This window comes from Roseivirga sp. 4D4 (assembly GCF_001747095.1).
Taxonomy (GTDB): domain Bacteria; phylum Bacteroidota; class Bacteroidia; order Cytophagales; family Cyclobacteriaceae; genus Roseivirga.
The window spans coordinates 3,242,452-3,264,067 of the sequence record NZ_MDGP01000001.1; the positions used below are offsets into that span (position 1 = coordinate 3,242,452).

The 21,616-nt window shown below is 43.5% G+C and carries 10 protein-coding genes; all 10 read left to right on the plus strand.

Features of this window, described 5'->3' with window-relative positions:
• The first annotated feature begins 7 nt into the window (after positions 1-7).
• The 10 genes from BFP97_RS14230 (at position 8) to BFP97_RS14275 (ending at position 21,608) form a co-directional block, all read left to right on the plus strand.
• Positions 8-3,316, plus strand: a complete 3,309-nt coding sequence (locus BFP97_RS14230) for a VCBS repeat-containing protein (RefSeq protein ID WP_069843062.1) — start codon at positions 8-10, stop codon at positions 3,314-3,316.
• A 108-nt stretch (positions 3,317-3,424) separates the two neighbouring features.
• Entirely contained in the window at positions 3,425-6,607 is a 3,183-nt protein-coding gene (locus BFP97_RS14235) for a VCBS repeat-containing protein (protein ID WP_255399463.1), read from the plus strand.
• Positions 6,608-6,652: 45 nt separating this feature from the next.
• Positions 6,653-8,332: an amidase gene (locus BFP97_RS14240; RefSeq protein WP_069843064.1), complete on the plus strand. Its 1,680-nt coding sequence runs from the start codon at positions 6,653-6,655 to the stop codon at positions 8,330-8,332.
• Between the two features lie 2 nt (positions 8,333-8,334).
• A complete protein-coding gene (locus BFP97_RS20275; protein ID WP_083262575.1) occupies positions 8,335-9,672 on the plus strand; it encodes a VOC family protein in 1,338 nt (445 codons plus the stop codon).
• An 84-nt stretch (positions 9,673-9,756) separates the two neighbouring features.
• Positions 9,757-12,393, plus strand: a complete 2,637-nt coding sequence (locus BFP97_RS14250) for a TonB-dependent receptor plug domain-containing protein (RefSeq protein WP_069843065.1) — start codon at positions 9,757-9,759, stop codon at positions 12,391-12,393.
• Between the two features lie 116 nt (positions 12,394-12,509).
• Positions 12,510-14,522: a glycoside hydrolase family 65 protein gene (locus BFP97_RS14255; RefSeq protein WP_069843066.1), complete on the plus strand. Its 2,013-nt coding sequence runs from the start codon at positions 12,510-12,512 to the stop codon at positions 14,520-14,522.
• A 90-nt stretch (positions 14,523-14,612) separates the two neighbouring features.
• Complete coding sequence (locus BFP97_RS14260; protein WP_069844326.1) at positions 14,613-15,944, plus strand: vanadium-dependent haloperoxidase; 1,332 nt, start codon at positions 14,613-14,615, stop codon at positions 15,942-15,944.
• 225 nt (positions 15,945-16,169) lie between these two features.
• Complete coding sequence (locus BFP97_RS14265) at positions 16,170-17,870, plus strand: sodium:solute symporter (protein WP_069843067.1); 1,701 nt, start codon at positions 16,170-16,172, stop codon at positions 17,868-17,870.
• Between the two features lie 133 nt (positions 17,871-18,003).
• The gene (locus tag BFP97_RS14270; protein ID WP_069843068.1) at positions 18,004-19,950 is read left to right on the plus strand and encodes an alpha-amylase family glycosyl hydrolase; all 1,947 of its coding nucleotides are present in this window, start codon (positions 18,004-18,006) and stop codon (positions 19,948-19,950) included.
• 5 nt (positions 19,951-19,955) lie between these two features.
• Positions 19,956-21,608, plus strand: coding sequence for a glycoside hydrolase family 13 protein (locus tag BFP97_RS14275; protein ID WP_069843069.1), 1,653 nt, complete (start codon positions 19,956-19,958; stop codon positions 21,606-21,608).
• Positions 21,609-21,616: the final 8 nt, after the last annotated feature.

The following is a 21,616-nucleotide window of genomic DNA, read 5'->3' on the forward strand; positions in this document are numbered from 1 at the left end:
CTGATTTATGAACGCTATAAAAACCTCACTTTTCGGCCTGATCATCCTTACAATAGCATGCTCTACTCCCGATAAATCGGGACCTGCACTGTTTAATAAACTCGAGCCTAGCGTCTCTGGCGTATCATTCGAAAACGAGCTGTTATTTGATGAGGAATTCAACATCTACACCTATAGAAACTTCTACAATGGTGGGGGTGTGGCCCTTGGTGATATTGATAATGACGGTTTGGTGGACATCTACTTCACTGGTAATAGAGTATCAAATAAGCTTTATAAGAATCTTGGCGATTTAAAGTTCGAAGACATTACAGATCAGGCTGGGGTCTCGGGACAGAAGGCATGGAGCACAGGGGTAAGTATGGCGGATATTAATGGTGATGGCTTCCTTGATATTTATGTCTGTAACTCCGGTGATATCTCGGGCGATGACAAGCAAAATGAACTTTTCATAAACAATGGTGATGGCACTTTCACCGAAAGTGCTGAAGCTTTCGGTTTGGCGGACAAAGGATTTTCAACCCATGCGGCCTTCTTTGATTATGATCGGGACGGAGATCTCGATGCATACCTGTTGAACAACTCCTATAAAGCGATCGGCAGTTTTAACCTTCAAAAGAATGAAAGGCCCAAACGAGATGCAGTTGGAGGTGATAAACTATACCGGAATGATGGTGGCAAATTCACTGATGTGAGCGAGGACGCGGGTATTTATGGAAGTATCATTGGCTTTGGCCTGGGAGTGACGGTGGGTGATGTCAATGCCGATAATTGGCTAGATATCTTCATATCAAACGACTTCTTCGAAAGAGACTATCTCTACATCAACCAGGGTGATGGCACATTTGATGAAGTATTGGAGTCAAGCATGCGCTCCATAAGTCAGGCCTCTATGGGTGCAGACATGGCCGATATTAATAACGATGGTAACCCTGATATTTTCGTCACCGATATGCTGCCAGAGCCAGACGAAAGACTGAAGCAAGTCACCACATTCGAAAGTTATGATCGATACAACTATGGGATCCAAAATGGATATCACCATCAGTTTATTCGCAATATGCTCCATTTGAACAATGGTGACGGCACCTATACCGAAGTTGGCAGATTGGCAGGGGTAGAAGCTACCGATTGGAGCTGGGGCGCCCTATTTTTTGATATGGACAATGATGGCTTGAAAGACCTATTTGTTGCTAACGGCATCTACCAAGACATCACAGACCTTGATTACTTGAATTTTGCCGATGACAATGACACGAAAGTCAACGCCATAAACCAAGATGGAGTAAATTATAAAAGCCTGATTGATCCTATACCGGTCACTCCCATTCCAAACTACGCTTACAAAAATTCTGGTGACCTGAAATTTTCTAATCAAGCACAGAAGTGGGGATTAGGGGAGGCAGTTCATTCAAATGGTTCGGCATATGGGGACTTGGATAATGACGGGGACTTAGATCTGGTCGTAAGCAATGTCAACGCTGTAGCGAATATCTTCGAAAACAAAGCCGGGGAGCAACTTGCCAACAACCATTACTTAAAGTTTGACCTAAAAGGAAAAGGGCAAAACACTTTTGCGATCGCGACAAAGGTTCGTGTGGTCAATGGTGATCAGCAATTCTATATAGAACAAGTGCCCATCAGAGGTTTTCAATCTACGGTTGACGCCAGACCGAACATTGGCTTAGGTAATCTGGAAAGCGTTGATTTGATCGAAGTCACTTGGCCAGATGGCAAAGTCACCACCATGAGGAATATTCCAACCAATCAAACGCTCGCACTCAGTTGGGAGGATGCTACCGAAGAATCAAGTAAGGAAGAAGAAAAAGTAGATGTGGTTTTCAGCCAAGTTGATGCAGGCAAGGTTTTTTCATACACCCACAAGGAGAGTACTTATATAGACTTTGATCGCGATCGATTGACCTACCATATGATCTCAAATGAGGGGCCAAGAATGGCTTCTGCAGATGTCAATGGTGATGGTCTTGAAGATGTCTATATCGGTGGTGCTAAAGGACAAGGGGGTTCCATCTACGTGCAAAGTGCTAATGGATCCTACAGGCAGACAAAGCAAGAAGATATAAAGTCAGACGCCCTGTCTGAAGATGTCGATGCCCTGTTTTTTGATTTCGATAATGATGGTGATCAAGACCTTTACGTAGCTAGTGGTGGTAATGAATTTGGATTAGGCTCCATGCAATTCATTGATCGTCTTTACTTGAATAATGGCAAAGGGTCCTTTACAAAAGCTAACGATCCGGTGCTTGGAGCGAACACCTGGAGTACAGGCACTGTCGCATCAAGCGACATTAATGGAGATGGTTACGTTGACTTATTCATAGGCTCCAGACTTCGACCTTTTTTATATGGCGTACCAGCACCGAGCTTTATTTATCTGAATAATGGCAATGGCGGATTCGAAAACGCTACAGAAGAGATCGCTCCAGCACTAAATGATCTGGGTATGGTAACCGATGCAGTATGGAGTGATATAGATAATGACAATGACCAAGACTTAATTGTCGTGGGTGAATGGATGAACCCAACGGTATTCAAAAATGATAATGGAAAGCTTTCCAATAGCTCAGCACAGGCCGGTACCTCTGATTTTAGTGGTTGGTATAACAGAATAGAAGCAAGTGACATTGATGGCGATGGAGATATGGACTTCATTCTTGGAAACCATGGCCTCAACTCCAGGTTTAAGGCCTCTCCTACACAACCGATTAAGTTATATGTCAATGACTTTGATCAAAACGGTAGCCCAGAGCAAATCTTTACCAGAATAGTAGATGGTAAGAATTTACCATACACATTGAAGCACGAGCTGCAAATGCAAATCCCAGCGATTAAGAAACGCTACCTTAAATACGAAGCGTTTAATGATCAAACCATGGAACAAATATTCTCTCCAGCGCAGTTAGAAAAAGCCGTGGTTTCAGAGGCGACTCATTTAGCCAGTTCGCTCATGATTAATAACGGTGATGGCACCTTCAATATCCAAGCATTACCCCTTCAGGCTCAGTTATCTCCCACCTATGCGATCAGCACCGCAGACTTTAATGGAGATGGAAAGACTGACATATTGCTAGGAGGTAATCAACATCGAGCAAAGCCACAAGTCGGTCGATATGATGCCAATTACGGTGTCCTATTGATTGGTGATGGAAAAGGAAACTTCTCTGCCCTCTCGAAATCTGGAACAGGCCTTTCTATTGAAGGGGAAGTAAGGGATTTCCTAATTCGTGAAATCAATGGTGAAAAAGTACTCTTGGTAGCCATGAACAACGAAGCCGTTAAAGCCTATAAGTTCTAGGCCATGCGCATCAGGTTTTCGATCCTTTTTTTGTCAATTATTGTATTGAGTTGCTCGGTTGAAAAATCCGAACCCTTATTTCGGCTTGTCCCATCCGAAGAAACAGGTGTGGCATTCAAAAATATAGTCTCCTCTTCGGCAGACTTCAATATTTTAGAATACCTCTACTTCTACAATGGCGGTGGTGTAGCCACTGGAGACATCAACAATGACGGTCTCGTTGACCTATTCTTTACATCAAATCAATCATCAAATAAACTCTACTTGAACCAAGGAGACTTAAAATTTGAAGACATATCCGAATCCGCAGGGATAGCAGGAACTGGGACCTGGTCCTCAGGTGTGGCCATGGCAGATGTCAATGCTGATGGCTTGCTAGACATTTATGTTTCACAGGTAGGTGATTACAAAGAGGCTCAGGGCCGAAATGAGCTTTACATCAATAATGGAGACAATACCTTCACAGAATCAGCCGAAAAATATGGCTTGGCTTTCAAAGGTTTTTCAACTCAGGCGGCATTCTTTGACTATGACAGAGACGGGGATTTGGACATGTACCTTCTGAATCACTCCATTAAAAATCCGGCAGTTTTTGCCGAAGCAAGCACTCGCTTTAAGCCTGATGAAGGAGGAGACAGACTATTTCAAAACCAAGCAGCACAAGGCAAGGAAGGTTTTGAAGACATCACCGATCAAGCAGGAATTTATTCAAGTGCTATTGGTTTTGGACTGGGAGTGGCGATCAGCGATATCAACAATGATGGATGGGCTGATATATACGTATCCAATGACTTTACGGAAAACGACTACTTATACATCAACCAACAAGACGGCACTTTCAAAGAAGAACTAGAGCAAAGAATCTCACATACCAGCCGGTTTTCCATGGGCAATGAAATTGCCGATCTAAATAATGACGGACTAGGTGAAATCATCACCACTGATATGTTGCCTTCAAATCCAGAAATCTGGAAAAAATCTGTGGTTGAAGACAAATCTGAAGTCTACAAAATCAAACTTGGCTATGGCTATGGACATCAATATGTACGAAATACCCTGCAGAGAAACCTAGGCAATGGACAATTCTCTGACCTGAGCCTCTTTACCAATACCTATGCCTCAGATTGGAGTTGGTCCCCTCTAATTTTCGATATGGACAATGATGGTTTTCAAGACATTCATATCACCAATGGTATTTACAAAAGGCCAAACGATTTGGACTATCTCAATTATCAATCTACATCAAATGAGGTTCGACAAAGAAGTCAAGATGAGCTCGAGGAATTTTTAGTAGAAACCCTGCCTACCGTTAAGATTCCAAATTATGCCGGACGCAATCTTGGCAAGTTCAAGGTCGAAGACATATCAGAGACATGGGGCTTGAATCAATCGACCTACTCCAATGGTTCAGCTTATGCTGACTTGGATAATGATGGAGATCTCGAACTCGTCATTAACAACATTGAACAAGAAGCATTCATTTATGAGAACCTATCAAAGGACAATAGCTACCTCAAGTTGAATTTCAAAGGATCAAAGCTCAACCCTTTTGGTATTGGAGCAAAAGTGAAAGTTAGAACCAATGATCAGGAATTAACAAGGGAGAACTTCAATACCCGGGGCTTTCAGTCGAGCGTTGCCCCCAGCCTACATTTTGGTCTTGGAAAAGCGAAAACCATTGATAAGTTAACGGTAATCTGGCCTGACGGAAAAACACAAACCTTGACGAATCAGTCTGCCAATCAAACATTGATTTTGGACTATCAGAATGCTGAGAATACAAATGATCTGAATACCAAAACAGCAAATTCATTACTCTCCATGGCCAAGAATCCATTTGGCTTTGAGCACAAGGAGGATGATTTCACTGATTTTGATCGAGAGTATCTAATTCCAAGGCAATTCAATCATGAAGGTCCTGCGCTAGCCGTAGCAGATGTCAATCAAGATGGACTGGAAGACGTATACTTCGGAGGGGCCCGTGATCAGGCTGGACAACTCTGGGTACAACGGGCTAATGGAACATTCAAAGCTCAGTCCTCTCCTATTTTCACTCAACTGGCCAAGGCCGAAGATATTGCTGCTGAATTTTTCGATGCAGATGGGGATGGTGACCAAGACCTTTATGTAAGTACAGGAGGAAATGAGTCTGAAGAAGGTCAACTCTTCTCCTACGATAGGCTATACCTCAATGATGGACGTGGCAATTTTCGATTTTCGCCTGCAGCCCTACCCCAAATAGGATCACAAGGCAAAACGATTTCAATCGCTGATGTTGATGGAGACAATGACCTGGATGTCTTCGTAGGGTCAAATATTGTTTCCGGAGCCTATGGTAAAAATCCACAGCAATACTTGCTGATCAATAATGGAAGAGGTCTTTTCAAAAATGAGATCAATACGCGAATAGCCAAAAGCAATGAACTAGGAATGCTGAATGCCTCTCAGTGGATAGATTTCGACCAAGATGGTGACCAGGATTTGTTGGTGGCTGGCGAGTGGACGCCCATCCAGCTCTTTGAAAATGATGGAACAGGAAAGTTCGAGGCCAAAGCCGTTGATGCCTTCAATCAGTCCGATGGATGGTGGTTTAGTCTGAAAGCAACTGATATTAATAATGACGGCCTTCCAGATTTTGTAGCGGGTAACTTAGGCTTAAACAACAAACTCAAAGCCTCTGGCGATCAGCCCGTGAATCTATATCTCAGAGACTTCGATGACAATGGCCAAACAGACCCTTTCGTATTTCACTATCAGGAAGGTATTGAGTCTCCTTTTGCCACTCGTGATGACTTAATCAAACAAATGGCGGGCATCAAGAAACTGCATCCTGATTATAAGTCTTATGCTCAAATCAAAGGTCCAGAAGATCTTCTGGGCAATGACTATAAAGGCCAGGCTTTGATCAAAAGAGCATACACCTTTAGTTCAAAAGCATTTGTCAATAAGGGCAACGGAAAATTTGAAGCGATTGCATTGCCAGATGAGGCACAGTTTTCAAGCGCAATGGACTTTGTGACAAAGGACCTTAATGGTGATGGCAACTTGGACCTTTTAGTTTTTGGAAATAATTACACTTTCAGAAATGACTACGGTCGTTCTGATGCGAAACCCATCACCTTACTCCTGGGTAATGGTGAGGGAAGTTTTGAGCCTCAAACAGACTACTCCTTGAATACACCCGAGACTTGGGGTGAGTATCGATCGGCACAACCAATCTTAGTTAATGGGCAATCAATGGTAATTGCTGTGAGAAACAATCAGCCGCCTGTCCTGTTGAAAGGAGGCTAAAAAAAGTCATCCATTCATTTTGCAGCTCAATGCTTATATTGAGCTATGACCTTAAGAAATACTACCCTCTCTCTTCTTGCCATTTCCATCATTTGCTTATTCTCAGCCTGTAAAAGTCAAGAGTATGGATTTTCTAAAAAAGACGTCCGGAAAGGTCAAAAATTGGTTGGCTTGGAGTTTGACAAACAGGCGGTCAATACCATGTATCGCTATCTGGGAAGGAACAAGTCTGGTTATGATTCGCTTCGCAAATATGAAACCGACAATGAGACCTTCCCCGCGCTACTCTTCGATCCGCATCCAGCCGGCTACAAAATGCCTGATCATAGCGCCACAGGCAACGAGTGGAGCATTCCCGAAAATATAACCCTGCCATCCTCGGAAGACGAAATAGCCCTTATGAGCATTCCAGAGCTGGCAGGCCTAATCAAATCCAAAAAACTCTCCTCCGAAAGACTCACTAATATCTATCTAAGCCGCATTGAAAAGTATGATGGGCAATTGCAAAGTGTTATTACCGTCACTCGGGAGCTTGCATTAAAGCAAGCCCGTGAAGCAGATAGGCAAATTGCTGCTGGTAATTACAAAGGAATACTCCACGGTATACCCTATGGGGTGAAGGACCTAATGGCTGTCGAGGGCTATCCTACCACTTGGGGTGCTGCTCCCTATAAAAATCAAATGATAAACTACACTGCTACCGTGGTCAGGAAGCTTGAAGCACAAGGGGCCGTCTTAATTGCCAAACTGGTATCAGGCTCTTTGGCCAGAGGAGATGTATGGTTTGGGGGAAAAACCAAAAATCCTTGGGACCTCAAACAAGGTGCCAGTGGGTCATCAGCCGGCTCGGGTTCAGCAACATCCGCTGGGCTCGTTGCTTTTTCGCTGGGCACTGAAACGCTAGGCTCCATTACCTCTCCGGCCACCCGAAATGGTGTTACAGGCCTTAGACCAACTTACGGCCGTGTCAGCAGGCATGGGGTTATGAGCCTCAGTTGGTCAATGGATAAAGTTGGGCCGCTATGCCGATCGGCAGAAGATACTGAGATTGTGTTCAACGCCATTTATGGTAAGGACGATCTGGATCCTACCACCAATTCGGTAGGTTTCGAGCAGGTCAAGAAGGCTCCTGAAGACCTTAGAGTTGCTTATTTGAAGGAAGACATCGAGGCAGATTCTTCGGACCAAGGCAAGAACCTCTGGGAAGGCCTTAAGGTATTGAAAGAAATGGGAATTGAACCTGAGCCGATCGCCTTGCCCAAGGACTATCCCTACAATGTATTCGACATTATCTTGCGAGCAGAAGCAGGCGCATTCTTTGACGACCTTGTGCTGTCAAAAGGAGTAGATCAGATGGTTGAACAGCACTATGGATCGAGAGCCAACTCGCTGCGCCAGGCCCGTCTAATTCCTGCTGTCGAATACCTGCAGGCCAATCGTCAAAGACGACAGTTGATAGATGAGATTCATATGCTTTTTAAGGATTATGACGTGATCATAGCCCCAACATTTAGAGGAAGACAACTTTTTATCACCAATCTAACCGGCCATCCAGTGATCAGCATACCTACTGGTTTTGACAAACGAGGTAGGCCCACCAGTATGACCTTTGTGGGCAACCTTTATGATGAAGGAAGTATTTTGGCACTGGCCAAGGCCTATCAAGAAGTCACAGATTTCGATGAAAAACACCCCCCATTATTCTCAGGCAACCAAAACGACTAAACATGAAGACAAAAGCCCTATCCCTACTATCTGCCTTACTTATACTCAGTGCTTGCAGTACAAAAGAAGAATTTGATCGAGAATTAGGGGTCGTATCGGCCTTTTCCGAATTGGTAAATGCAGGGGTCAAACAGCTTGCCTTGAGTTCGCCAATGACACCAACAGAAATGGATAAGCTTTATCCCCTTGCGGTGGAAGCTGCCAAAGTCCATAATGTGTTGGTTACTAGAGAGTCAGATTTGATTAAGACTTCCCTTTTTCCGAAAGATATTGTGGAAGGCAAGGAAGTCCTTCTCTTGCATCAGGGAAATACCAAGTATGCTTACGATCAGCTCAAGAAAGACCAGGAAGGGTTAATCTCATCGAACAAGTATGACCAAGCGGAACGTCTGGAAATTTCAAGAAGGTTCGGTCGTTTACTAAGTTATTCCCCTAGAAAAATCAACAAACTACTTGCCGATAATACCGCATACAGAACCTTAGATGACTTTAATATTCAAGCGACTAATGTCTTTCTCTATTATAAAGACTTGGCAAAAGCCACAACCTTCTATACAGAAACTTTGGGTCTTGAGCTGTTGACGGAATATGACAATGCGAGCATTATCAAAATTACCGACAGTGCTTTGCTCATCTTGGTGGACGCTGCCAAAGGCATGCACAGTGCCGATGAGCCTAAAACGGTAGCCTTGGCACTACTGACCAATCAATTGCCTGAGTGGTACGCTTACTTACAAGAAAAGGGAGTAGAGATTAAATACACATACAAACCCAAAGAAGGTGGTCCACATGATGGCTTTGTCGCTATCGATCCTGAGGGTTACCTATTAGAATTCGAGATGTTCAAACAGCATCAGGAAAATGAAGCTTTCGTTCCTTACTTAGAACAAAATGAGGAGGTACAGACCTCTATTAATTACAATGCCAAACAACTCAGCTTCCATGGCGCAATCACCTGGCTCTATTATAAGGACCTATTGGCCATGCAGGGTTTCACCGAAAATGTTTTGGGTTTAGAAATGGTCGCAGATCAGGGCTGGACAAAAATCTATCGTGCTACGGATACTGGCTTCATCGGCCTTGTGGATGAAAGAAGAGGCATGCACAAGTTCACCGAAGAAAAGGGCGTTACCGTATCATTCATCATCGAAGACCTTGATGGCTGGTATCAATATGTGCAAGCAAATGAACCTTTTGAACTAAGAGAGGGAGCCTTCGAAGAAGGACCCGGAGGTCGATATAAAGCCTTTGTTGGCTTCGATCCAGAAGGCTACTTTCTAGAGTTCGATAAGTTCTTTGAACACCCAGATAATGAGAAGCTAATGCCTTTGTTCAAATAGGCAGAATCTTCACCTAAATACTTAGTCTAAAACTTGAGTTTACGGCCATAAAATATTACTTTTTATAGTCAACTAGCGCTATCTATGTATAAACTATCTCGGCTACTCCTATCCATCATTGTTTGCTTCTCCGCTGTCCATATTGCCTCTGGTCAGCATATTGAATCGGATTCTAGTCAGCAAATCACGGACCTGAACAAAGGAAACCTATACGATCCGGTCCAACTCTTTCAGGGTAGAGTAGCCGGAGTCTCTATTACTCGGCCAGGAGGAGACATAAACGGGGACTATCAGATAAGAATCAGAGGATTAAACACCATGACCTCTCAAAACAGACCATTAATTGTGCTTGACAATATGGTAGGAGTTTCACTTGATAATATTGACCCTAATGATATTCAGAGCTTTACTGTTTTAAAAGAAAGTGCAGCCACAGCCTTATATGGAATGCGCGGTGCTAATGGCGTCATTCTTATGACATCCAAACGAGCACGTGACAATAGTCCAATTGCGACAGCTCACACGGCTGTGAGCATAGATCGTATTGGTAAAACCTATGATGTTTTAGATAGATCAGCATTTCTCGGTCTAGGTGGAACAGATTATGGGGCCAACACAGACTGGGTGGAAGAGTCGACCCAAACGGGACTATCGGAAGCCGCAGGTTTTCTCGTTAGTCAACAGCTCGACAAGACTGCATTCACCTTGTCTGCCAACTATCGTGACATCGAAGGAATAGTCAGCCCTTCGTTCCAAAAGCGCCTGAACGCCAGATTTGGAATTGATCATCTACTGCTTGATGATAAACTCAAGGTTTCTGGTCAAGTCTTTTTTACTAATTCAGAACGGGGTACGGTGGATCCTGTGATTTTTAGAGAAATGACAATCTATAACCCCACGGCACCAGTGCTAGACCCCGGCAACAATACAACGGGTGGGTTTTTCCAGCAGGGGTTGTTCGAATCGTTGAATCCAGTTGCCTTAATGAAACAACAACAAGACATCTTGGAAGTCAAAAGGGTGTTACTCAATTTCTCGGGTTCTTACAAAGTTTTGGATAACCTGAATATTCGTGCGTCCTATACTCAAGACAATGCCAATGGATTTGGTGGGCAATATTGGAGTAAGGATGATTATGAAATAGGAGTTTTTTTCAATGGCATAGGAAACCGTTCTACAACAGATTCTTTTACAGAGATTGCTGATTTTTCGATCGACTATCAGAAAAGGATTAAAGGAATTGATTTTAAGTTTTTGGTGGGGACCGGATTCCAAAATCGTGAAAACGAATCGTTATTTGCGCAAGTCACCCAATTTCTCTTTGACGTTCAAACATTCAACAACCTTGGCTTCGGAGCCCTTGCCTCTGGTCCATTTGCTGAGGTTAGCAGTTCTAGAACCGATGACCGTCTCAACTCCTATTATGGCAGAGTTAATGCCCAGTTTAGCGAAAGCTTTGGCGCCTATTTAAACCTTCGTGCAGACTCTTATAGTGGCTTTATTAATAATAAAACAGGCCTTTTCTATGGATTAGGAGTTCAATATGACCTGATAGACATTCTAGATGCGGGGAAGCTTAGTAAGCTAAGCCTGCATGCCAGTTATGGCACCAGTGGCAACCTGCCTCCAAGCCCCCTACTTGCCGAGAACATAATTGTACCAAATGCGCCCAGAGACCTTGATGGTGATGCCAATACCACAGATGACATTTTCGTTGCTGGTGTACAGGCAAATTCCAGAAATCCAATGTTACAATGGGAAGAAACCAAGGAGTTAAACCTTGGAATTGATTTCTCTATAGGTGCATGGGGCCTGTCAGGGTCGTTTAACTACTTCGATCGAAAATCCGAAGACATTATTTATCGAGAATTCGTGCCAATCGGCTCACCCAACGCATACGATCCAGGGACCTTCCACACAGCAAACTTTGTCTACAGCAATGCAATCGATATTTCGACTTCCGGTATCGAATTCACCTTGAACTATGACAAAGAAATAGGTGAGGTGAAATGGATGAGCCAATTAAATACTACCCATTACCAACCCAATACTTTGGACCGAGCAAGTTTTGACGCAGTCGTAGGCTCCTTCTCCTTTTCTCAAGGAGGACCTTCCAATATATCAACCAGAAGCTATGTTGGAAGTCCCATTGCAGACCTATATGCCCCACGTCTCCTTTCTGTAGATGATAATGGTAATGTTCAAGTTACTGATCAGAGCTTTGATGCATGGGAAAAAGTCGGAAATGCGCTACCTACCACTGATGTTGGATTCTATAACTCCTTTTCATTTAACAGCTGGCGCCTCAGCTTTTTACTAAGAGGTAGTTTTGGTCACTCATTATTAAATGTATCTCGCTGGTTTTACGAATCTTTAAACCCTTTTTCTGCAGGTTTCAATTCTGTTGTTACTGATCAGTATGTCGGTGCTACAGAATCAACCTTTTCTGATAACTATATAGAAAAGGCCTCTTTCCTAAGGCTAAATAATCTTGCCATTGCTAAGACGGTCGTAATAGGCGGAGATCATTCATTGACCATTGAGCTCATCGGTCAAAACCTTTTCACAATTACGAATTACACGGGGATTGACCCAGAAATAAGGTATATACACCCAAGGGCTGCGCGCTCCCTTTTCCAAGGATTTGCTGCTGGGATTGATGAGCGCGCTCAGCATTTCACTACACGCACTTATACCTTAGCCCTGAAGATTAGCCTCTAATATAATTAAGGCCGATTCTAGTACTCTCTTATTAGAATCTCACTGTCAAAATTCGTATCATTATTCATACATTCTGTTCGCAGAAATATTCTTGAAACGCGCTAATTAATTGAATCATGAAAAAATTTATCTCAGGTTTTCTGCTGCTCTTTACTGTAGCGGCATTCGCTCAAAACTATGATCAGTCACCATGGCATATTCCAGCCAAAGACATCGATCCTAATAACTACTTTGGCATCACTGTCGGTAATGGGATGGTTGGGATTGTTTCCTCTCCTCAACCTATGCGCGTGCAAGATGTGGTGCTAAATGGAGTATATGACAACTACCAAAGAGGGCGTGTTTCTAACATCCTGAAAACATTCAATCACGTCAATTTCGATTTGGACATCAATCGAAGACGGGTTGGTGGCGATATGGTGAGCAACTATCAGCAAGTCCTGGACATGAAGAAGGCCATTCTCACCACTACTTTTGATATTGAAGACCTCGCTTCAGTTGAACATCAGATGATGTCTTTACGCCAATTGCCTTTCACGGCTATGGTAATCATGAAAATCACGGCAAAAAAGGACATTCTAATTACCCCCATTAGCGTAATGGAGGCGCCCGATCACTTAACCGAGGTAAACCAATTCTATGCCCAAATCGATCGCCCTCACGTTTCCTTCCCTTTGATGACCTCAGTTGGGAAGAGTCCATCAGGATCTAGCACAGTAGCAGCCTCCTCTACATTTATTTTTCCAGAAGAGCATGGTCATGAACCAAAAGTGATCCATGAAGACTGGGATTTCAACCGACACTGGGCCAAGTTTGATAAAGAGCTAAAGGCTGGAGAGACTTACACATTTGCGCTGGTAGGATCTACATTGGCTAGTGAGCACTTTGCAGACCCACATAATGAAGCGGAAAGGCTTACTATCTATGCTCGATTGGAAGGTATGGATCGCTTAATCGAAAGACACGTGGCCGCTTGGGATGAACTTTGGGAAAGTGATATTGTCATTGAAGGTGATTTACAGTCTCAAAAAGACGTTAGATCGGCATTGTACCACTTGTATTCTTTCGCAAGAGCTGGCACGGCCTATTCACTTTCGCCCATGGGGCTTTCTGGTCTAGGCTATAATGGTCATGTCTTCTGGGACACAGAACTATGGATGTATCCACCGCTGTTGATGCTCCAACCAGACATTGCTAAATCCTTGTTAGAATATCGCTTTCAAAGACTGGAAGCGGCTAAGCAAAATGCCTTTGCGCATGGATACAAAGGGGCTCAATTTCCCTGGGAATCTGCTGATGATGGCTCTGAAGATACACCTGTTTGGGCCTTAACAGGTCCTTTTGAACATCACATTACTGGTTGCGTTGGTTGGGCTTTCTGGAAATATTATCAGGTTACCGGAGACAAAGAGTGGCTAAGAGATCGCGGCTGGCCAGTGCTAAAAGAGGTAGCCACATTTTGGGCGAGTAGAGTTGAAAGAAATGGTCCAGGCCAGTATGATATCAAGAATGTCATTGGAGCGAACGAGTGGGAAGAGAACATTGACAACAATGCTTTTACCAATGCTATTGCAAAATTAACCCTGGGCTATGCAACAGAGGCCGCTCAAATCTTAGGAGAAACGGCCGACCCTGATTGGGCTAATGTTGCGGCCAACATTCCTGTTCTCAAATTTGATGATGGTACCACTAGGGAAAATGCCACTTATGTAGATGTCATGATCAAACAGGCAGATGTAAACCTGCTTTCATACCCACTTCAATTCTATTCGGACAAAAAACAAATAGAAAAAGACCTCAAATTTTATGAGACCAAAATGTCTCCAAATGGTCCTGCTATGGGCTTTTGCGTTTTAGCTACTATCTACGCTCGCCTCGGTGATGCGAACAAAGCTTTTGATGTCTGGACTAATAGTTTTCGACCTAATGGAGTACCTCCTTTTGGGGTATTGTCCGAAACCAGAGGGGGCACTAATCCATATTTTGCGACAGGCGCAGGAGGAATGTTGCAGACTGTACTTGGCGGCTTTGGTGGTTTAGATATTACTGACGCTGGCATTGTAAAAGGGAAACAGAACCTTCCTAAAGGCTGGAAAAGCTTGGAGATAAAAGGGTTTTACAAAAAATAAGACCCTATTCGGCTTAATACTAGCCCATTAGCTTGCAGATAAGCGGAAGAACCGCAAAATTTGAAGTGTAAATCAGAAATGTTGGAAGAGATGAAGAAGAACTTTTTTATTCTAGTATTAAGCCTATCGATATTCTCTGCCTGTGATTCAGGAAAAGAGGAGATTTCCATTTCATCGGACGTCTATCATGACACGATGGAGAAGCTCTCTGAGGTGATCGTCCATGATATTTTCTCTCCACCTGTGGCCAGCAGAATCTATGCTTACCCAAGCATAGCCATGTATGAAATACTGGCGCAAAACAATAGCGAGTATAAAGCCTTTGCAGGCCAACTAGCTCAAATGACTGCAATCCCTCAACCCGAGGGAAATGTCAGTCATGAACTAGCGGCACTCGAAGCCTTCATCAAAGTAGGTACCGCTCTAATTTTTTCTGAAGACAAAATGGATACCTATAAGGCCGAGCTTTATAAAGACTTAAAAAGAGGGGTTAAAAGCTCATACTTCGATGCCTCAGTGGCGTATGGAGATCAGGTTGCAGCTCATATTTTGGCTTGGGCCGATGGCGACAATTACAAGCAAACCCGGACCTTCCCTAAGTTCACGGTAACTGACGACCCTACCAGATGGCAACCAACACCTCCAGGTTATATGGAGGCGATCGAGCCACACTGGACGAAAATCAGGCCTTTTGTCATAGACTCTGCTGACCAGTTTGTCCCTGTCAGACCAACGCCTTTTGACATGAAGGAAGGCAGCCCTTTCTACAAAGAAGTGATGGAGGTTTACACGGTTGGAAACAATTTAACAGAAGAGCAAAAAGAAATTGCCTCCTTCTGGGATTGCAACCCTTATGTAATGAATGTGACTGGTCATGTAATGGCAGCGACCAAGAAAATCACCCCTGGTGGACATTGGATTGGTATTGTAAAGATTGCTTGTCAGAAAGAAGAAACAGCACCTATGAAGACGGCTGAAGCCTATGCCTTGACTTCAATCGCCCTGGCAGATGGTTTCATCAGCTGCTGGGATGAGAAATTTAGGAGTAACCTTATTCGCCCTGAAACACTTATCAATAAGCATATTGATGAGGAATGGTTACCGCTGTTACAGACGCCTCCATTTCCGGAATATACGAGTGGACACTCTGTAATTTCAAACGCTGCTGCAGTGGCCTTAACTTCAATCTTCGGTGACAATTTTGCCTTCGATGACGATACCGAAGTTAAGTATGGCCTTCCCGTAAGATCGTTTACTTCCTTTATAGATGCCTCTGAAGAAGCTGCGATCAGTAGAATGTATGGCGGAATTCACTACATGCCTGCCATTGCCAATGGGGTTACCCAAGGAAGAGCGCTCGGCAACTTTGTGGTTGACAAACTCGAAATGAAAAACGAAAGTCTAGCACAGAATAATCAGTAGACATTTCAAAAGTCATTGAAAGCCAGCTTTAATTGCTGGCTTTTTTTGTTTTCGGATGTTCGCTTTAACCCTCCAAAAACTATGATTTTCCCCCCGAAGTCCTTATAATTATATGTTGCGACAGGTGGTAATTCACTGACAACTCGCTTCAATACTGAAACGCGCTTTTACTGAAATACACTCAAGGCAACCACAGGTGTATTTTGGCAACCTTAAAAACAACTAATGGACAATATTGGATTAGAATGGAGTGATTACACGATCATTATCGTGTACCTCGTGGGAATCGTTTGGTACGGAATCCGAAAGGGAAAACAAGAGAGCTCCGAAGACTACTTTCTCGCAGGCCGAAATATGGCTTGGCCTATTGTAGGTATCTCCCTATTTGCGGCAAATATTGGTAGTAATACACTGATAGGACTTACCTCTGATGCTTTCAACACAGACGTGGCTGTCTATAACTACGAGTGGATGGCGGCAGTTGTGCTCGTTATCTTTGCCATATTCTTTCTACCCTTCTACTTGAAATCCAAGGTGTATACTATGCCTGAGTTTCTGGAGAGGCGATATGATACCAGAACACGTTACCTCTTTTCTGGAATTACCATCGTAGGTAATGTAATTATTGATACCGCATCCGGCCTTTATGCGGGTAATCTAATTCTTAAAATCATTTTCCCAGGAACACCATCCTGGATCATCATTGCTTTGCTGGCCTTTGCAGCAGCAGCCTATACCATTCCAGGCGGGCTTTCATCGGTGGTGCATACAGAAGTTATTCAAGCTGTGTTACTCATATTCGGTTCTATATTGGTTACCTACTTTGCCTTTAGCGAAGTGGGTGGATGGAGAGCCATGATCGATGGCTTGAATAACCTACATGCAAGTGGAGCAATAGAAAAAGATTCGGGGGAAGTGCTGAGTCTTATACGGCCAGCATCGGATAAGTCAATGCCATGGCCTGGCTTACTTCTCGGTGTACCACTACTAGGCTTTTACTTCTGGGCCAATAATCAGTTTATGGTACAAAGAGTGCTTTCAGCAAAAGATCTTAACCATGGTAGATGGGGTGCCATCTTCGCAGGTTTATTAAAATTACCGGTACTATTCATCATGGTAATTCCAGGTGTATTAGCCATACTACTTTTCTCAGATACAGATATCAGCTTCTTGAATTATCAAATTCCAGTCGAAGGTGGTTTTGAGACTTGTGGTGCACTAGCAGATTGTCCTAATATGACATATCCGGTACTGATTTATTCATTGCTACCAACAGGTATTCTCGGATTAGTAATCGCTGGCTTATTGGCAGCCATGTCATCTAGTATTTCAGCAACTCTGAACTCTGCCTCAACATTGATCACAATGGACTTTGTGCAAAAACTGAAGCCTGGGATTAGTTCCAAAGGACTGGTAAGAGCTGGTCAGATTGCCACAGTTGTACTCGTTATTCTTGCTGCGGCCTGGGCGCCAATGATTGAAACTTTCCGCTCACTGTGGACTTATTTACAACAGATTCTCGGCTTTATTTCGCCTCCAATTGTAGCAGCATTTGTGGTTGGACTCTTCAGCAGAAGGTCCAATGCCAATGGTGGCTTCTGGAGTTTAGTGCTCTCTTATTTACTAGTACTTGGGTGGATTGCCTATTGCTTCTCAACATACGGAGGCATTAGCACAGAGCAAACAGGTGTTCACTTCTTATACATTGTTCCTGTATTGTTTGTCATAGCTTGTGTAATTAACCTTGCTGTTAGCTCAATGTCTCCGGCACCGACCGAAGAAAAACTAGAGGGAATGATCTGGAGCAAGAGAATCTACCAAGACGAGACCAAAGAGTTGGTTGGTCTGCCTTGGTATAAAAACTACAGAACACTGTCTCTATTGCTTCTGATATTGACAGCGATTATTGTCCTATGGTTTGCCTAGGACTTCTTTGAAAAAAAGCCCCATTCAGGAAATCCCTGAATCGGGGCTTTTTTTACGCTTTTTGTCATTGGTTCTCAGTCAAGAATAAAATACTTTAGCCGCCACTTTTAGATCGTATCGAACGCCATCTTCAATGTATAACCCATCGGCCCACTTATTATTGAAAAAGCTTCTGCCCTCAATTAAGGTAAAGGCAGGCAGCAAGGGTATTGATGAATTCGAAAGAAGATATATAAGTCTGTTCAGTGATATCTACAGTCGATTTCAAAAACTATATGGCCAGCACGAAAATGCCATGCCTGCTTTTGAGAAACTCAGCCAGGTCATGTTGGAGGCTTATCTGAAACGGCCGGAATATTTGAAGAAATCTGATCAAAAGAGAGAAGAAAACCCTGCCTGGTTTAGAAGTCAGGAAATCACCGGAATGATGCTCTATGTCGATCGTTTTAATAAGGATTTAAATGGCCTTGTGGATCGACTAGACTATTTCGAAGAACTTGGTGTCAATTTCTTGCACCTGATGCCTCTGCTCGAAAGTCCTAAAGTCAAAAACGATGGGGGCTATGCCGTGAGCGATTATAGAAAAATTGATCAACGCTTTGGTACTAACCAAGACTTTAAAAAAGTGACCAAGGCACTCCGTTCGAGAGATACATTGGTTATGCTCGATTTTGTGGTGAACCACACCAGCGATGAGCACGAATGGGCTAAAAAAGCGAAAGCAGGTGATAAGGCCCATCAAGATTTTTACCACACGTATGAGGATCGCTCTACCCCGTATATGTTTGAGCGGTCGATGCCAGAGGTTTTCCCTGAAAGCTCACCTGGCAACTTCACCTTTGATGAAGAGATGCAGCGCTGGGTAATGACAGTTTTCAACCACTATCAGTGGGACCTGAACTATACCAACCCCTATGTATTGGTGGAAATGATCGACAACATCTTCCATCTGGCTAATATGGGAGTGGATGTGTTCCGAATGGATGCTGTGGCCTTTGTGTGGAAGCAAATTGGTACCGCATGTCAGAATTTACCACAAGCTCATATCATACATCAGTTATTTAAGTTGTGTACACAAGTAACTGCTCCTGGTGTGGCATTTCTGGCTGAGGCTATCGTTGCTCCTACTGAAATTGTCAAGTACTTCGGTGACTCTGAAGTATGGAGTAATGAGCATGACATGGCTTATAATGCCACTTTAATGGCATTGTTATGGAATTCGTTGGCGACACGAAGTACGCGTGTTATGAAAGCCAGTCTAAGAGATATTCCTCGGAAACCCAATGGTACCACGTGGATCAACTATGCCCGTTGTCATGACGATATTGGCATGGGTTTCGAGGATCGGCATATTCAAGAATCAGGCTTTGATCCAGGACCTCATAGAAAATTCCTTACAAAGTTTCTAACCGGGGACTTTCACGGGTCTTTCGCCAAGGGCATGCCCTTTATGTATAACCCAAAGACAGGTGATGCGCGTATTTCGGGTTCAATGGCCTCACTATCGGGTTTGGAAGAAGCGATAAATGAAGGCAATACATTAGGCATTCGAAGAGCCATTGATAGAATCAACTTGCTCCATAGCATTATCCTCTCTTACGGGGGAATTCCTGTCATCTATTCGGGAGATGAAATTGCAACACTGAATGATTATGGCTTCTTAAAAGACGAAGCGAAAAGCGATGACAATCGCTGGATGCACAGGCCAATGATGGATTGGAAAAGGGCCGAAAAGAGAACAAAAAAGAATACTCCGGAGGAAAAAGTCTTCAACGCTTTGAAAAGAATGATTAGTGTAAGGCGATCGGTACAAGAGTTCTCTGACGAGAATAACACACAGCTTGTGGAAGTGTCAAATGAGCATGTATTTGCGTTTCAGCGTAGCCTTGAAAACCAGAATACCTTGGTAATTGCCAATTTCAAGGATACCGATCAAGAGGTTTACCCTCATTTGGTATTTCCACAAACACAGGTCAATCCCTTTAAAATGGTAGATAGAATCTCTGGCAAAACAGTTAAAATTAAAGATGGAAGGCTTTCGCTTAAGCCATATCAATTCTATTGGTTAACGAATAAATAGACATCATGACAAAAACCTGGTGGAAAGAAAGCGTAGTATATCAAATATACCCTAGAAGCTTCAAAGACTCTGATAATGACGGTCTCGGAGACATCCCTGGTGTCATCGAAAAGCTTGACTACATTCAGTCATTGGGTATTGATGTGATATGGCTATGTCCCGTGTATAAATCCCCCAATGACGATAATGGCTATGACATTGCGGATTACCGCAATATCATGGATGAATTCGGTACTATGGATGACTTTGACCGACTACTCGAAGGAATTCATGCAAGAGGAATGAAACTAGTGATGGATCTGGTGGTCAATCATTCATCAGATGAGCACAAGTGGTTCGAAGCGTCAAGAAAATCAAAAGACAACCCATATCGCGACTACTATATCTGGAAACCCGGAGTAAATGGAGGTCCACCGAATGACTGGCAAGGCTTCTTTGGTGGCTCAACCTGGGAATATGACGAACAGACCGAAGAATACTATCTCCACATGTTTACCGTCAAGCAACCGGACCTGAACTGGGAAAACCCAAAAGTCCGAAAAGAGGTCCAGGAGATTGTGAGATACTGGTTCGAAAAGGGAGTCGATGGTTTTAGAATGGATGTGATTTCACTAATTTCTAAGCGACCTGAATATGCCAAACTGATCGGGGAACGGTTCGATGAAGTTGTAACGAATCAGTTCGCCAATGGTCCCAGGGTTCATGAATTTCTCCAAGAATTGAATAAAGAAGTCTTAAGCCAGTACGATATCATGACGGTAGGTGAAGGCCCAGGCATCACCTTAGAGCATGGACTCGACTATGTCGGTGAAGACCGAAATGAGCTGAACATGGTTTTTCATTTCGACCATATGTTCATGAACATGGGAGATGGCGGACGCTTCGATCCATTGCCCATTGACTTTCAAGAATTCAAAGATGTATTCACACGCTGGGATGAAAAACTCAAAGGAAAAGGCTGGGGAAGTATCTTCTTGGGAAACCATGATTTTCCAAGAATGGTCTCGCGCTTTGCAACAGATGGGCCTTACAGAGAAAAGGCCTCCAAGCTGCTCTCTACCCTATTAATGACCTTAAGAGGAACTCCATATATCTATCAAGGAGATGAAATTGGCATGACCAATATTGCCTTTGAAGACCCTAATGATTACAAGGATGTGGAAACGCTGAACTTCTTTAAGGCCCTCGAAGCAGATGGCAAAGACCCTAAGGATCACTTAGGCAAGGTATACGAGATTGGAAGGGACAACGCACGCACACCAATGCAATGGTCGGATGGGAAAAATGCGGGTTTCACAGAAGGTCAGCCTTGGATAAAAGTGAACCCCAACCATACAGACATAAATGTCGAAGATCAGGAACGCAATACGGAATCCATCTTGAATTTCTACCGTAAGATGATTCAGTTCCGTAAGGACAATCCGACTTTGGTGTACGGAGATTATGAGTCGATCCAAAATGAGCATCCACAGATTTATGCCTACCGAAGGTGGGACGAAGTCAACGAGTTCTTAGTAGTGTTGAACTTCTCGGATCAGGAAGTCGACTTCGATCCGATTATCACAGGCCTCGAACTATTGGCCTACAACTACACTGATGCTACAGAAGACCTGTTAATGAGACCTTGGGAAGCAAAGGTCTTTAGAGTTAATGATTGATTACAATT